Raw genomic sequence first — 14938 nt, 5'->3', positions numbered from 1 at the left:
TTTAATCAAAATCGCTCGTATGCAATGAATTCGAGCCAATCGAGCAAATAGTCGACACCCGGCTGCCCGCGTTTAGCAGCAGAGCAAAGGCCGTAGAAGCTTTTCGCCGCCGGAACCGCCAGTTTCAGAGGCTGGATAAGACGCCCCTCTTCCAAGTCCTGGCGGGAGGAACTTTCGTCAGTCAGAGCCACACCGAGGCCATCTCGAGCTGCTTGCAGAACCATCTCGAAATCCTCGAAATGGATATCGAATCCACCTGGGTTTGTGCCGCCAACCGCCGCGAGCCATTGCCGCCACTGGTTTCCACCATCCTCGTGCAACAACCTGTGCTTGCGCAGATCGACGACGCTGCGGATTGCTTCAGAACCTTTTGACAAGCGCGGGCTGCACACTGGCGTCAGGTGCGTCTCACGCAGGTGCTTCCAGAAAAATCCTTCCCATGGCGGCGTGCCATGTATCACTGCGCAGTCAGCTACCGTCCAGTCGACCTCATCGATGGCGTTGGCGGTGATGAGGGTGAGGTCTGCTCTTTCATTGGACTCCATGAAGTCGAACAAGGGTGTCGCGAGCCAACCGATGGTATGCAGCGGAGGCAGCGACAAGGTGAGTCTTACGGGTTCAAGGGCGGTCGGGCCATCATCCTGCAGTACATGGATCGCTTCCTGGATCTCGCTGATGGCTCTGGATACGCGCCGCTGCAACATGGTGCCCTTGTCGGTCAGGGCCAGATGCCTTCCGTTTCTGACCAGCAGCTCGATGCCAAGATGGCCCTGCAGGACCTTGACTTGCTGACTGACGGCTCCAGCGGTCACGTTCAATTCACCCGCGGCTGCAGTAATGCTGCCGAGCCGTGCGACGGACTCGAAAACCCTGAGGCTGTTGAGCGAAGGCAATGCCATGATGGTGCACCTTCATGTGTCTTGCGAAAGTGGAAAAGGCGAGCAAGCCGGCCCGATTCCGGGCCGGTTTTTCATTCACTCAGTCGCTGCCATCCGCCAGCAGGTGTTGTTTGACGGAAAGGCCGGCATGGCCCCAGTTTTCCGGATCGACCTCTTCGATCACGATGTGGGTCCATTCCGGGTTCTTGTCCAGGACTCGTTCCAGCGTGGCCGTGAACTCGCGGATGATTTCCTGCTTCTGGCGCTCGGTTGCGCCCTTGGTGATGCGTAGCGAAATGAAAGGCATGGTTTACCTCAATACTTGGAAGGGGCGCGGCCTTCGCACGCAGCCAGGTGATCGTAGTTAGCGCTGGCAAGGGCCTTGTGCAGCACGCGCCTTCTGATGCCCATGTTTCCGCCGTCATACAGAGGGAAGGCCATGGCGTCCTTGAGCAGGCGGGCGAAGGGCATTTCATCGGCATAGCTTTCAATGCCGACAAGGCGCATCGCGTCGTAGACCACCTGAACGGCCTGCTCGGAGCAGTACACCTTCGCCATGACAGCGAGTTCAGTGCCCTCACCATTGGTGGTGTCGAAGTAGTGAGCGGCTTTCCAGGTCAGGTACCGGGCTGCCTCCAGACGCATTTTCATATCGGCCAGCATGTAGCCGACGTTCTGGTGCTCGATGATGGGAACTGACCCGTTGCGCCGGTCGGATTTGGAGAACGCCAGAGCGGCTTCGAAAGCCTGCCGCATGACGCATACGGCCTCGGCGGCAACACCCACACCAGAGGCCGCGAATGTCTGCGACAGAATCTGCACCCCATCGCCGGGTTTGCCGATCATGTTCGCCAGTGGCACGCGTACCTCGTCGAATCTGATTCGCGGCGATGGCGTGGCGCGGTGCCCCATGGTGTCCAACCCCTTGCCGAAGGACAGGCCCTGCGTGGGACGCGGCACGGCGAAAACCGCCAACGATTGTGCTGCGGGCACTGACGGATCGGTTCGCGCAGAGACGACGAACAGGTCAGCGCCTTCGCCATCCCAACCCCAGCCGTTGGTGATGAAGAATTTCTCCCCTGAAATTACCCATTCGTCTCCGTCGCGGTAGGCAAACGTCTGTGAACCAGCGTTTGGGTCGGGGTCATCGAAGTTCGCGGTGCCCCCTACTTCGCTGAAGGCAAGCGCAGCCAGCGGGGCACCATCGTCGACCAGGAATGGAGCGAGGAACTGCGCGCGTTGCTCCCGGGTGCCATGGGTGATGATCGGCGACAGGGCAAGTGCGCAGGAGAACAGCGCGCAGGTAACGTTGACGTCGCCAATCGAAGCCTCTTCGCCACTGATGACCATGTCGAGAAGCCCTTGGTACGTGCCGCCATCCTCGACCGGAATGATGGATTTCATGAAGCCGGCACGCACCATTTCCCTGAAGAAGGGTTTGATGGCCCTGACACGCTCCTCCGGGGTGGCGAAGGGGGCGATGGCGGCTTCTACTTTGGAAAGATGGGTGATGGCGAAGTCGCGCATCGCCTCCCGGGCGGCGGCCTGCTCCGGAGTGAGCGTGAAATCTACCGGCATGATTGCTACCTCTTGTCCTGGTTGGCGCTCGACGGCTCCCGAACGGTGCCGTAACGAGGCATGAAAAACGCAAAGGATGGGTGCCGGACTTGCTCTGAAGGACGGTTGTCGCGCTTCAGGAACTCCGGGCGAAGGCAGGATAGGAAGGATCGAATTCGGGATATATCCCGAACTTTAGAAGCTGGCTTCAGAGGTTTCTGAAACCAGCTGCAACGCCGGCTGAGGCAGTACGACGTCGCGCTGGCGGACGTCTATCGGCAGGACGAGTGCGCCGGGTGAGGGGTTGCTGGCCGGCGTGCATCAGGGGGTGATGACGCCGTGGACATGCAGCAGGTCTTCCATGAACGCCTGTGCCGCCTCGCTTTGCGGATGAGCGTTACTGGTGATCATGTAGTGCTGGACATCCTGCTGCATGATTTCGGGCAGCAGGATTCGCATCTTGCCCTGAGCAACCCAGGGCTCTGCGCAGTGCAGTGGCAGAAAACCCAGATGAGTGCCGGCAAGTATCGCGTGGATCACCGCTTCGAGATGGTAAGCGGTTGCGGTGGAGGTCGTCGGCCTCACCATGCGCTCCAGATCGGCGGAGAGGAAGCCGTAGGCAATCCAGTCCGCGTCCTCTAAATCAAAGGGCTGGATGTCGTCATTGTCGAACAGGGCATGTGACGCTCCGCAGAAGATTCCGACCGGCTCCGTGTAGAGATTTCGGTAGGTCAGATTGGGGAGGATTCTGTTGAAGTAGGAGATGGCGACATCGATCTGCTTGTCGATCACTGCAACCTCCAGCTCAGCGGGAGAGTTGACGAACAGATGCAGATGGGCGCTGTGTCCGCGTTGGTAGAAACGGGCTATGGCGGCGTCGATGTGAGCGCTCGACAAGGTCGAGATGTTGTCCGCCAAGCCAACGTAGACGTCGCCCATCAGCTTGCCCGACAGCGACTGGGCCTGGTCCTTGAACTGGTCCAGGGCTTCGAAAATCTTCAACGCCGCATCGAGGATTATCCGGCCCTTCTCCGTGACGCTGAAGCCTCCCTTTCCGCGTTCGCAAACGCGATAGCCCAAGCGCTTCTCCAGCGCGGAAATCTGCATGCTGATATTGGAATGGCTGACGTTCAACTCGGCCTGAGCGGCCGTGAAGCCACCGCATTTGACCACTGCCGAAAACAGCCTCAGCAACTTCAGGTCCATATCGGAAACATTACGCAGCATGCTTGGTCTGCCTGGCGATTATCTGCTGAAAAGTGATGACGCGAGCGCGATTGTCTGCGCCGCGAGAACGAGCTGCAGAGGAGTATCGGACGTCCAACCCGGCATGCCAACCGACAGGCTTTGTGGACACCGGCTGGATGCCGGGCGTCTCTATCGAATCTCTTAACGATCAGATTCGATGTTTTAGAAATTCTTATCTTTCACGCCGTTCCTGGCGCGTCTCCAGGGCGGTGCCTCACGACTCGCCGACAGGTATCCGGCGCTTCCTGAAAGCACACATATTCATACAAATCATATAGTTAATTGAATTTCAGATTGGCCAAAGCTGCTACCGAAAATCTGACGAGTAGTTGCTGGATTTCTGAAGTTATTTTTTCGAGACGCTGATTTTTGCCCCGCAACTCTGGGCGCACACTGATCTCGCCATCATCCAGGAACAACTTCACACGCCTGGCTGAACTGACACTTCCAGGCTGCCCATCCACTCCTTGCGAAAGCTGCAGAACGGTTCCCCACGTGCATGGGAACCGAGGTTCCTTGCGCTTAATGCAGTGCCCATTACAAACACAAGAACAAGGTGATCCATCCAATGAACAAGAATCCGCCAAGCGGGCCGATGCGGCCTGTCATCGAGGTGCGTTCCATCGATTACGTTCCGCGCAATGAGCGACATGGAAAGGTCTGGCACCAGGGACCATTCTGGTTTGCCGGGAACTTCGTGATCATGACGCTGATGATCGGGTTCATTGGTCCATCGATGTCCCTGGGGGCCTTCTATTCAGTGTTGGCCATCCTGCTGGGTGTTGCGTTCGGGACCCTGTTCATGGCCTTCCACGCCAATCAGGGACCGACGATGGGGCTGCCACAGATGATCCAGTCCCGGGCACAGTTCGGTATTCGCGGCGTCGTGTTGCCGCTGTTCGCCGTGTACTTCTGCTATACGGGTTTCAACGTCTTCAATGCCATTCTTGCGACGGATGCCGTGCAGACGGTCACCTCCGGCCCGCGCGAGCCCTGGTATTTCGTCTGGATTGCCGCCTCGGCTGCCATCGCCATCTTCGGGCACGATCTTCTGCATCGCTTCCAGCGCTGGCTGACCTATCTGGTTGTCGTGGTCTACGCGCTGATGTCGGTCGCCGCAGTCGTTTACCTGACGCCAGATGCGGCACTAAAGGGGGCAGGCTTTTCCATGGACGCCTTCCTGGTACAGCTTGGCGCGGCGGCTGGCTACCAGATCAGCTACTCGGTGTATGTCTCGGACTACTCGCGTTATCTGCCACACGACACACCCGCGCGCAGGATCATCAGCTGGACCTACCTGGGGGCTTTGCTCTCGGCAGTCTGGATGATGTCGCTGGGTTCGCTGATCGCGTCGTCGATGCCCGAGCCCAGCGCTATTGGCAGCCTGCGTGAAATCGGAAACAGGCTGATTCCAGGCTTCGGCACCTTTGCCGTACTCGTCTCGGTTCCGGCGATCCTGGGCATCATGGCCGTCAACTTCTACGGAGCCATGCTGACCAGCATCACTGCTATCGATGCATTCAAGCCGGTTACGCCGACATTGAAGAGTCGCTTGGCGGGCATCGCAGTGGCCGCACTGATCGCCTTGGCCATCAGCCTGGCGATTCCCGAGAAATACATCGGCACGTTCAACACCTTCATCATGATGATGCTCTACGCGCTCATTCCCTGGACCGCCGTCAACCTGGTCGATTTCTACTGCGTTCGCAAAGGACATTACGCGATCAGCGAGCTCTTCAACCCTGAAGGTATCTACGCAACATGGTCGAGGAACGGGCTCAGCGCCTATTTTCTCGGCATCCTGGCAATGGTCCCGTTCATGTCATTGAGTTTCTATGTGGGGCCGGGAGCACAGGCGCTGGGAGGCGCGGATATCACCTTCATTGTCGGACTGGCCGTGTCCGGTATTACCTACTTCTTCATCGGGAAGCGATCCTGCGGGACGGACGAGTTGCGCCTGATCCTGGAAAGCGAAGCGATGCTGGACGGACGCTGAGAGGAGGAAACCAGGGAGCGCCGCCCGGCTGATGGTGGGTTATTCATCCCTGGCCGGTTTTGGCCGCCGCGGCGCCTCCCACAGGGTCGACTCGCACTTCGTAGGATGGGTTGAGGCACGAAACCCATGCGGATGGCGATTGATGGGGGGGGGATATGGGGCAACTGCGTTGCCCTTGGCGAATGAATTCGCCCCTACAGGGCTAGGCCGTTGAGTCCGAGCGGGAGTCGATTGCCCTCACCCCTGCCCTCTCCCAGAGGGAGAGGGAATTGAACCCAGCCCCGGCACCCCCCGCACCACAACGCCCCGCGTGCCTCGCAAGCCCCCATGCCATCCACTAGAGTTCCATGTACATCCGGCCCCACCAGGACTTCAGCGCACCTCTGTCGTGCAGTTGTAGTTGGCTGTTGCGGTCCGATGCCGGTGCCGATTGGTGCTCGCCCTCCTGGTTGGCTGTGATCTCGACTCAAGCGCCTGTCGGTCACCTTGATCCTACATCTGGTAGGAAATACGACCATGGCCATCCACCCATTGCTCAACGCCACTGCCCTGTCCCGCCGTTCCCTGATGTTGAAAGGCGCCGCACTGACAGCCCTCACCATGTTCCGTCCGATGACGGCGTTCTCCCAGTCTGATACCGCACCACCTGCGGCCGATGCGCTGCGCCCCTTCCGCGCCGAGGTTCCGCAATCGGCGCTCCAGGACCTTCACCGCCGCTTGGCCGCAACCCGCTGGCCGGACCGGGAAACCGTCGACGACCGCTCCCAGGGGGTGCCGCTCGCCAAACTACAAGCGCTGGTGCGTTACTGGGACGGCAGCTACGACTGGCGCAAGGCGGAAGCGAAGCTCAACGCCTTTCCCCAGTTCCTGACCAGCATCGACGGCCTGGACATCCACTTCATCCACGTCCGCTCCCGCCACGCGGATGCGTTGCCGCTGATCATGACCCACGGCTGGCCCGGCTCCGTCTTCGAGCTGCTGAAGGTCATAGGCCCGCTGACCGACCCCACGGCACATGGAGGCACGGCCGCGGATGCCTTCCACCTCGTGCTGCCGTCGATTCCGGGCTTCGGCTTCTCCGGCAAGCCCACCAGCACAGGCTGGAACCCTGATCGCGTCGCGCGCGCCTGGGATGTGCTGATGAAGCGCCTCGGCTACAGCCGCTACGTGTCTCAGGGCGGCGACTGGGGCGCCATCATTTCAGATGCCATGGGACGCCAGGCTCCAGCCGGCCTACTCGGCATCCACGTCAATCGGGTGGAGCGCGCAACCACCCTCCCGCCCGAAGTGGGCAAGGCACTGAAGTGCGGCGACCCCGCCCCGGCGAATCTGAATGCAGAGGAACGGGAAGTGTTCGATACGGCCCGGGAGTTCCTCGGCAAGGGATTCGGCTTCGCCGCCATCATGGCAACCCGTCCGCAAACGCTTGGCTACGGTCTCGCGGACTCACCGGCCGGGCTGGCGGCCTGGTTCTACGACAAGTACGGCGAATGGGTATTCAGCCGTGGCGAACCGGAGCGCGCCTTCACCCGCGACGAAATGCTCGACAACATCTCACTCTACTGGCTCACCAACACGGCGACCTCGAGCGCACGCATCTACTGGGAGAACAGCGCCAGCGCCGCTTCCATGGCTCCGATCAGCATTCCCGCCGCGGTGACCATCTTCCCCGGCGAGGTCTACAAACCGCCGAAGAGCTGGGCCGAGCGCGCCTATCACAAGCTCGTCTACTTCCAGCGCGTCGACAAGGGCGGCCACTTCGCCGCCTGGGAGGAGCCGGAGATGTTCAGCCGCGAGGTGCGTGCCGCCTTCAGTTCTCTGCGCTGAGTTCGCCAACCCTGCTTCGCGATGATTTCAGCACCGAGAACAATCGTCGCCATGCATACTCCACCATCAGGTTTGCAGGCACGCAGCGGTGGCGCATGGACAGGTTCCAGGAAATGAAGGTGCTGGTGATGGTGGCCGAAACAGGAAGCTTCGCGGCGGGTGCGAAGCAGTTGGGCCTGTCGCCGCCCAGCGTGACCCGCGCCATCGCGGCGCTGGAGGCACGGCTCGGCACGTTGCTGCTGGCGCGCAGTACCCGCAGCGTTCGGCTGACCGAGGCCGGCCGGCGCTATGTGGAGGACTGCCGGCGCATCCTGCTGGAGCTGGAGGAAGCGGAAGAGCTGGCCTCCGGCAGCGCGCTGCGCCCGCGTGGCAACCTCACCGTGACCGCGCCCGTGGTCTTCGGCGAGCTGTACATGGTGCCGCTGATTGCCGACTACCTGGCCGCCCACGTCGAGGTGTCGATCAACGCCATGCTGGTGGATCGGGTGGTGAACATGATCGACGAAGGCGTGGACGTCGCGCTGCGCATCGGCCAGCTCCCCGAGGGCGGGCTGACCTCGCTGAAGGTCGGTGAGATTCGTCCCGTGGTCTGCGCCGCACCGGCCTTTCTCGATTCGTTCGGCAGACCGGAAACACCTGCCGATTTGCACGACGCGCCCGTGGTGATGTCCTCGGCCAGTTCACTACTGACCGACTGGCAATTCATCGGTACGGAAGGGCCGTTCACCCTGCGCCCTCAAGCGAGATTCGTGGTCAGTTCCGTCAATGCGGCGATTCATGCGGCGCGCAGGGGCTGGGGCTTTACCCGCGTGCTGTCCTATCAGGTCGCCGAGGCCGTCGCGAAGGGCGAGCTGGAAATCGTCCTCGACCGGTACGGCATGCCGCCGTTGCCCATTCACCTGCTGCACCAGAGCAGCTCGCGGGTGTCCGCCACCGTCCGCACCTTCGTCGACCATTGCGCCGCGCGCCTGCGCAATGATCCGGCATTGCACGCCGTTACGGCGGAGTAGTGCCTTGGGCCGTTACCGGGAAATGGAAGTGTTCGACGCCGTGGCGCAAACCGGCAGCCTTGCCGCCGGGGCGCGTCTGCTTGGCCTGTCCACGGCGACGGTGATGCGCATGATTGCCGGCCTGGAGGCGCGCCTGCAGACCACATTGCTGCTCCGCGGCCCGCGCGGCATCGGCCTGAGCATCGCGGGAGAGGCCTTTGCCACGAGCAGCCGGCAAATTCTTCAGGAGATCGCCGAGGCGGATCGTTCGGCGGCAGGCCTGCACGCCTATCCGGCCGGGCAACTGACCATTTCCGTGCCGCTGTTGATGGCCCACCAGGTATTTGCGCCCATCGCCCTCGACTACCTGCGGGCCTTCCCCGACGTGCGCCTGGTCGCCCAGGACCACGAAGACGTGCCCCACCTGCTGGAAGACGGCATCGATGTCGCCCTGGTGGTCGGCCACCTGCCCGACTCCTCGGACTTCGCCGTGCCGGTGGGAACGGTGAAGGCGGTCGTCTGCGCCGCACCAGACTATCTGGCGCGCCACGGGCGGCCGCAGACGCCCGACGACCTCAAGACGCACCTGATCATTTCATCGGGCGCCCCGAGCGATTGGCGCTTCCTCCATCAAGGTGCGCCACGCTCGGTACGGCTGACACCGCGGCTGACCTGCAGCACTCGCAGCGGGGCGATACGCGCCGCCACCCTGGGCCTGGGACTGACGCGCTGCATGAGCTTCGAAGCGCACCAGGAACTGCAGAGCGGCAAGCTCGAAGCCGTGCTGGAGGACTTTGCCGCACCCGGTCTGCCGGTTGGGCTGATCTACCGCGAAGGCCGCCGAGCCGCCGCGCGGGTCAGAACCTTCCTCGACTTCGCCGTGCCCCACCTGCGCGCCCATCCGGCCCTGCGCGGCTGAGCCTCACGGGCATTCTTTCGGATTCTGAAACGCTGGATTGTCCGGACCGGCGATTCTGCTAGAGCGTGTTGCGGCGCAGGATGCATCCGTCAGCGCGAGAACCTCTATTCGGTCCGACTCGGCGCTGCCTTTCCCCGCCCGAATCGGAGTCGCTGCAATGCCCCACCCCATCAAGCTCTTCCGTCACCCGCTGTCCGGCCACGCCCACCGCGTCGAGCTGCTGCTCTCGCTGCTGGAGCTGCCCACCGAACTGGTCTTCGTCGACCTGGCCAAGGGCGCCCACAAGCACCCCGACTTCCTCGCCCTCAACAGCTTCGGCCAGGTGCCGGTCATCGATGACAACGGCACCATCGTCAGCGATTCCAACTCCATCCTCGTCTACCTGGCGAAAAAGTACGGCAACGGTCGCTGGCTGCCGGACGCCCCGTTGGGTGCGGCACGCGTGCAGCGCTGGCTGTCGGTGGCCGCCGGCCAGGTCGCCTTCGGCCCGGCAGCTGCGCGGCTGATCACAGTGTTCGGCGCCCGCTTCAACACCGATGAGGTCATCACTCGCGCCCACGCCCTGCTTCAGGTGATGGACGGCGAGTTGGCCAAGGCGCCCTTCCTCTCCGGCGACGCCGCGACCATTGCCGACGTCGCCAACTACGCCTACATCGCCCATGCACCGGAGGGCAACGTGTCTCTGAAGGACTACCCCAACGTCCGCGCCTGGCTGGCCCGCGTCGAGGCCCTGCCTGGCTTCGTGCCCATGCAGCGCACTGCCGCCGGCCTGCAAGCCGGCTGAACCCGCCGCCCGTCGCCCGCTGCCGGGCAGCCCGGCAGCCTTCTCGCGAGGTGTCCGATATGGACCATCTACCCAAGCACCGCCCCTCCCCCTGGCACGCCGGCGAAAAGGCGATGCAGGAACGCGTCGGCGTCGCCGAGCGCATGGACGAATTCGGCCAGCGGGTGATTCGCGACTACATGCCCGACCAGCACCGCGACTTCTATCACCAGTTACCGTTCATGGTCGTCGGCGCGGTGGATGACCAGGGCCGGCCCTGGGCGACGCTGCTCGAAGGGCCGGAAGGCTTCGTCACCTCGCCCGATCCCCGCCGCCTGTTGCTGGCCACCGCAGCTGACCGCCAGGACCCTGTCGCCAGCGGACTGCAAGCCGGCAGCGCAATCGGCATGCTGGGCATCGAGCTGCACACGCGGCGGCGCAATCGCATCAACGGCATCCTGCAGCAGGTGGACACCGACCATCTGGAGGTCGCAGTCGAGCACTCCTTCGGCAACTGCCCGCAGTACATCCAGCAGCGCACCTACACCCGTGACGAACAGCGATACGACGAGCGCCCTGCTCGCCAGGACTTCCTGGCGCTGGACGAAACGCTGGCTGAAATGATCGGCAAGGCCGACACCTTTTTCGTCGCCAGCTACATCGAGCACGAGGACGGGCAACGCTCGGTGGATGTCTCCCATCGCGGCGGCCGGCCGGGCTTCGTCAAGGTCATGGGCAATCAGCTGACCATTCCCGACTACGCCGGCAACCTGCACTTCAACACCCTCGGCAACCTCCAGACCAATCCCGTGGCCGGCTTGCTCTTCGTCGATTTCGTCAGCGGCGACATGCTGCAGCTGTCCGGGACTACCGAACTGATCTTCGACAGTCCGCTGATCGCCGCTTTCGAGGGCGCCGAACGCTTGTGGAGCTTCGAGGTGAAGCAGGCCGTGCTGCGGCCGAGTGCGCTGTCGATCCGTTGGGATTTCCAGGAGTACGCGCCGACCAGCCTGATGACCGGCACCTGGGCCGAGACGGACCAAAAGCTGCGCCAGCACGAACAGCGCCAGCAGCGCCAGCAGTGGCAGGAATGGCAAGTGGCGCGCCTGGAACAGGAGAGCCAGGACATCCGCTCCTTCTACCTGCAACCCGCAGATGGCGCGTCGGTGAGCTTCACGCCTGGGCAACATCTACCGCTGCGCATACACGCGGGCTCCGGCAAGGAGGCGCTGGTTCGCACCTACAGCCTTTCCAGCGCACCGTCGGACGGCCATCTGCGCATCAGCGTCAAGGTTCAGGGACGGGCCTCGCGCCATCTGCACGAACAGCTCCGGGTCGGCGACCGTTTGCAGGTACGCGCCCCCATGGGCAACTTCACCCTTGCCAGCGACACCGGGCGGCCCGTGGTGCTGATCGGCGCCGGCGTCGGCATCACTCCCCTGTTTTCGATGCTGCGGGAACTGGTGGCGCAGAACGAATCGCAGGGGTGCAACCGTCGTATCCATCTGTTCCAGTCCGCGCGGACCTTGCAGCAACTGCCCTTTCAACGAGAAATCGATGCGCTGCGCCAGCGCTGCCCTGACCTGCTGCATGTACGCCGGGCGCTGAGCAATCCGGGCGAGGACGCCGTGCTGGGCCGCGACCATGAACTGTCCGGACGCATCGATATCGCAGAGATCAAGGCCCATCTGCCGCTGGATGACTACGACTTCTATCTGTGCGGACCGGCGAGTTTCACCCAGGCCATCTACGACGGCCTGCGCGGCCTGAACATCGCCGATGGGCGCATCCACGCCGAGACCTTTGGCCCCTCGACGCTGCAACGCCATGACGACACGCAGCCGGCAAAACCCGCCCAACCGCCGGCAGCAACCGCCCCGGTGCCGGTATACTTCTCCGCCTCGGCCAAGGAAGCGCGCTGGAAACCGGACAGCGGCAGCCTGCTGGAGCTGGCGGAAAGCCGTGGGCTTTCTCCCGACTTCAGCTGCCGTGGCGGCTCCTGCGGCACCTGCCGCACGCGGGTACTCAGCGGGCAGGTGCACTACCCCCATCCGCCAGCGGAGATGCCAGACGAAGGCACGGTGCTCATCTGCTGCGCGGTGCCGGCGGTAGACGCAAGCGGCGTGCAGCCGCTGGTACTGGATATCTGAAGAGGAGCGCCGGCATCAGGCGCTGCGCCGGAGATCCGAGTCCGTTCGGGGTGCGAAAACCTGGAAGACGAGGCTGCTGCGGCATTTGGCCAAAGCGGACTCTTGGCTGTTTCCGCCTTTGCCCCTTTTCAGCCATTAGCAAGGGCTGCTGGCCGAAAGCTGCCGGTGGTAGGCGGCGGCTATCGGCCAGAAGGAGACATTCGTTTGCGTCGGGAAGCCCCCTATCAAGTCGTCAGGCATTAAGCGCTGTTGAGATGGTCGCGTATGAACTCGATGAACCGCAGGGTCTTCGCAGGAAGCAGTCGTGTTTCGGTCAGTGCGTAGACCGAGATGCGAGTGCGACTACAACGAGCTGTGCCACATCCTCGAAGACACCGTGCGCCTGACCGATGCAGACGGCGTGGCGAAGACCTTCGGGCCGGGGGCTTCGTTCGTGGTGGCGGCGGGGTTCAAGGGAACCTGGGAAAACATCACTCCGGTGCGCAGGATGTATTTCATTCTCGGATGAGTCCGGCCCGGGCGGATGACGATGACAACTTTGCCGTCGACTACCTGGGCCTGTCCCGCCCCGGCTCCGTTACCCGCGGATCAGACTTGCGCCCGGCCCTGGCAAGGCAGGACGACGCGTCGTGCGAGCAATCAGGCCTGCACCACGCAGGGGCGCCGACAACCCGTACGTCAAAGCAGGTTCCAAGGCCGGTTACAAGGGCTATAACTACCAGAACAAACGGTGGGTCACTCGGGATAGGCCCTCCAAAGGCAGCGCCTGGGAAATCCTGGGCTCCTGTCAGTAACAGGAGCACGGCGAACGTGCGCAAAGCTCGCTTGGGGCTACCGCCGGCAACACAGTCCCAGTTGGTGTTTCCCGGTTGCCCGGGCCAGGCACCCCCAGGCCTGATCGGCGCCTGCGGCGCGGAGCGATGTGATGAGTTCCAGAGCATGGCGATGGGCTCGCAAGAGCCTTCTTGGCTGCATCGAACTGGCCTTGCTGGTCGCGCCACTGTGCGCCAGCGCCACGTTCAAGTGCCAGGCCAGGGACGGAACCATCAGCTACACCAGCCAAGCCATCGCCAGCGCCCGCTGCACTCGCCTGGATGGCATGGCGGGCGCCCCTGCCGGCGCCAAGGCAACGGCCCTGCCAAGGCGTGTGGGGGACGACAACTCAGGCGCGGTGCGGGTCCGGGTGTACACCTTCGTCCACAAGGGTATTCGTCAATATGTGAGCCGGCGCCCCGTTGGGATCTCCGCTCGGGTCGATGTCCTTGAGCTCGATTACATCAAGGGCTGCTATCTGTGCATGGCGCCGAAGAATTTCAAGGTCGCCTCACTGCGCCTGGACACCCGTTCCTATCGGCGGGAGATCGAAGCCGCTTCGGGGCGTTACGGTGTCGACAGGGCGCTGGTCCGCGCAGTGATACATGCCGAATCGGCGTTTCGCCCCAACGTCATTTCCGAAGCCGGCGCCCAGGGGTTGATGCAGTTGATGCCCGCCACCGCCGAGCGCTTCGCCGTGGACGATCCGTTCGACGCGCGACAGAACATTCGTGGCGGCGTGCGCTACCTGGCCTGGCTGCTCAAGCGCTTCAACGGCAACCAGGTGCTGGCGTTGGCTGGTTACAACGCCGGCGAAGCGTCCGTGGTCGAGTACAACGGGGTGCCTCCCTACGCCGAGACGCAATCCTACGTCACCCTCGTGCAGTCCTTGACCGAACGCTATCGCAACCATCGCTAGTACCGTGGGGCGCATAACCCGGAATAGATTTACGCCGGCCCCTCCACGGCGGATAGCGCTGGCGCGTTATCCGCCCTACGCAAGCAATCAGGTTCCGCGCTCGATCAATACGCCGGGCGGGGAATGGCTCAACCGAACTTCCACGCTCACCGGTAGCTATCGCCCGTGGGAACTGGCAGAAACCGCCAAGAGCGGACACGGGTAACACTTAATCTACGCGTTGTTCCAATCTCCTAGGCAAGCTAGCCTGCCGTCGCAGTTAGTCAGAACAGGAAGCGCCATGATCTCTGTACGTTCAATAGCTTCCAGTGAGTGGCGGGACTACCGAGATGTGCGTCTACGGGCACTTCTCGACTCACCTGATGCCTTCGGGAGCACCTACGACATAGAGGTGACAAGACCGGATGATGTCTGGTCCGCCCGGATCAATAGCACAATCTCCTCAGGCACCGACCGAGCACTTTTCGCTTTCAACTGCGAGCAGATTTGTGGTCTGGCTTGGTGCAAGTTGTCAGCTTCCGAGCCTGGAGTGGCCGACCTCTTTCAGATGTGGGTAGCTCCTGCTTCACGTGGATTTGGGGTGGGGGGCGCCCTTCTCAAAGAGGCTCTTGCCTGGGCCGCGAGCGTTAATGCGCACCGTGTTCGCTTGGGCGTTACTGCCGCAGACTCTCCTGCAATGCGCTTATACAAAGCTCATGGCTTCCGCCCTGTCGGGGCCTTGGAGCCATTGCGTGAAGGCTCCAGTCTTATGGCACAGACGATGGAGCTGGAGCTATGAGTTGTGCAGTGTCTGCTCTTGGCCGGAAACTGCCCCACCGTGAACGGCAGCAATCGGCCCAGACCGTGTAAAAACTTGGCTCGCGCCCTTGCTATGCTGCC

13 protein-coding genes and 1 pseudogene are annotated in these 14938 nt (G+C 62.5%); 9 read left to right on the top strand and 5 right to left on the bottom strand.

All coding sequences use genetic code 11. The features are described 5' to 3' along the window. Positions 1-5: 5 nt before the first annotated feature. The 4 genes from MnOB_RS19755 to MnOB_RS19740 form a co-directional block, all read right to left on the bottom strand. On the bottom strand, positions 6-899 hold the full coding sequence (locus MnOB_RS19755) for a LysR substrate-binding domain-containing protein (protein WP_077525940.1): 894 nt from the start codon (positions 897-899) through the stop codon (positions 6-8). A 79-nt stretch (positions 900-978) separates the two neighbouring features. After that, on the bottom strand, positions 979-1185 hold the full coding sequence (locus tag MnOB_RS19750) for a tautomerase family protein (protein WP_077525939.1): 207 nt from the start codon (positions 1183-1185) through the stop codon (positions 979-981). 8 nt (positions 1186-1193) lie between these two features. Beyond that, a complete protein-coding gene (locus tag MnOB_RS19745; protein ID WP_077525938.1) occupies positions 1194-2456 on the bottom strand; it encodes an acyl-CoA dehydrogenase family protein in 1263 nt (420 codons plus the stop codon). Positions 2457-2756: 300 nt separating this feature from the next. Further along, positions 2757-3662 (bottom strand): LysR family transcriptional regulator, encoded by a 906-nt coding sequence (locus MnOB_RS19740; RefSeq protein ID WP_077525937.1) that lies wholly within the window; start codon positions 3660-3662, stop codon positions 2757-2759. Between the two features lie 589 nt (positions 3663-4251). Here MnOB_RS19740 and MnOB_RS19735 point away from each other — a divergent pair. The 6 genes from MnOB_RS19735 to MnOB_RS19710 all read left to right on the top strand — a co-directional run bounded on the left by MnOB_RS19735 (position 4252) and on the right by MnOB_RS19710 (position 12327). Further along, positions 4252-5679: a purine-cytosine permease family protein gene (locus MnOB_RS19735; protein WP_077525936.1), complete on the top strand. Its 1428-nt coding sequence runs from the start codon at positions 4252-4254 to the stop codon at positions 5677-5679. 600 nt (positions 5680-6279) lie between these two features. Then, complete coding sequence (locus MnOB_RS19730; protein ID WP_234358299.1) at positions 6280-7506, top strand: epoxide hydrolase family protein; 1227 nt, start codon at positions 6280-6282, stop codon at positions 7504-7506. A gap of 95 nt (positions 7507-7601) precedes the next feature. Beyond that, positions 7602-8516, top strand: coding sequence for a LysR family transcriptional regulator (locus MnOB_RS19725; protein ID WP_077525934.1), 915 nt, complete (start codon positions 7602-7604; stop codon positions 8514-8516). Positions 8517-8520: 4 nt separating this feature from the next. Next, entirely contained in the window at positions 8521-9414 is an 894-nt protein-coding gene (locus MnOB_RS19720) for a LysR family transcriptional regulator (protein WP_199824559.1), read from the top strand. 157 nt (positions 9415-9571) lie between these two features. Then, complete coding sequence (locus MnOB_RS19715) at positions 9572-10198, top strand: glutathione S-transferase (protein ID WP_077525932.1); 627 nt, start codon at positions 9572-9574, stop codon at positions 10196-10198. 59 nt (positions 10199-10257) lie between these two features. Beyond that, a complete protein-coding gene (locus MnOB_RS19710; protein WP_077525931.1) occupies positions 10258-12327 on the top strand; it encodes a pyridoxamine 5'-phosphate oxidase family protein in 2070 nt (689 codons plus the stop codon). Positions 12328-12566: 239 nt separating this feature from the next. On the opposite strand, the pseudogene MnOB_RS29285 reads toward MnOB_RS19710, so the two are convergent. Continuing rightward, positions 12567-12659 (bottom strand): annotated as a pseudogene (locus MnOB_RS29285) (LysR family transcriptional regulator); the annotation flags it as partial. Between MnOB_RS29285 and MnOB_RS19705 the strand changes: the two are divergent. The 3 genes from MnOB_RS19705 (at position 12644) to MnOB_RS19695 (ending at position 14837) form a co-directional block, all read left to right on the top strand. After that, positions 12644-12835, top strand: coding sequence for a cupin domain-containing protein (locus MnOB_RS19705; protein ID WP_234358297.1), 192 nt, complete (start codon positions 12644-12646; stop codon positions 12833-12835). The pseudogene MnOB_RS29285 and the gene MnOB_RS19705 sit on opposite strands and share 16 nt — an antisense overlap. A gap of 417 nt (positions 12836-13252) precedes the next feature. Next, positions 13253-14059, top strand: coding sequence for a lytic transglycosylase domain-containing protein (locus MnOB_RS19700; protein ID WP_077525929.1), 807 nt, complete (start codon positions 13253-13255; stop codon positions 14057-14059). A 280-nt stretch (positions 14060-14339) separates the two neighbouring features. Then, a complete protein-coding gene (locus tag MnOB_RS19695) occupies positions 14340-14837 on the top strand; it encodes a GNAT family N-acetyltransferase (RefSeq protein ID WP_077525928.1) in 498 nt (165 codons plus the stop codon). The last annotated feature ends 101 nt before the right edge of the window (positions 14838-14938 follow it).

The organism is Metapseudomonas resinovorans (assembly GCF_002003485.1).
In the GTDB taxonomy this organism is placed as follows: Bacteria; Pseudomonadota; Gammaproteobacteria; order Pseudomonadales; family Pseudomonadaceae; genus Metapseudomonas; species Metapseudomonas resinovorans_D.
The sequence above is the reverse complement of the archived record's forward strand: the minus strand, read 5'-3'. Positions and strand labels throughout refer to the sequence as shown.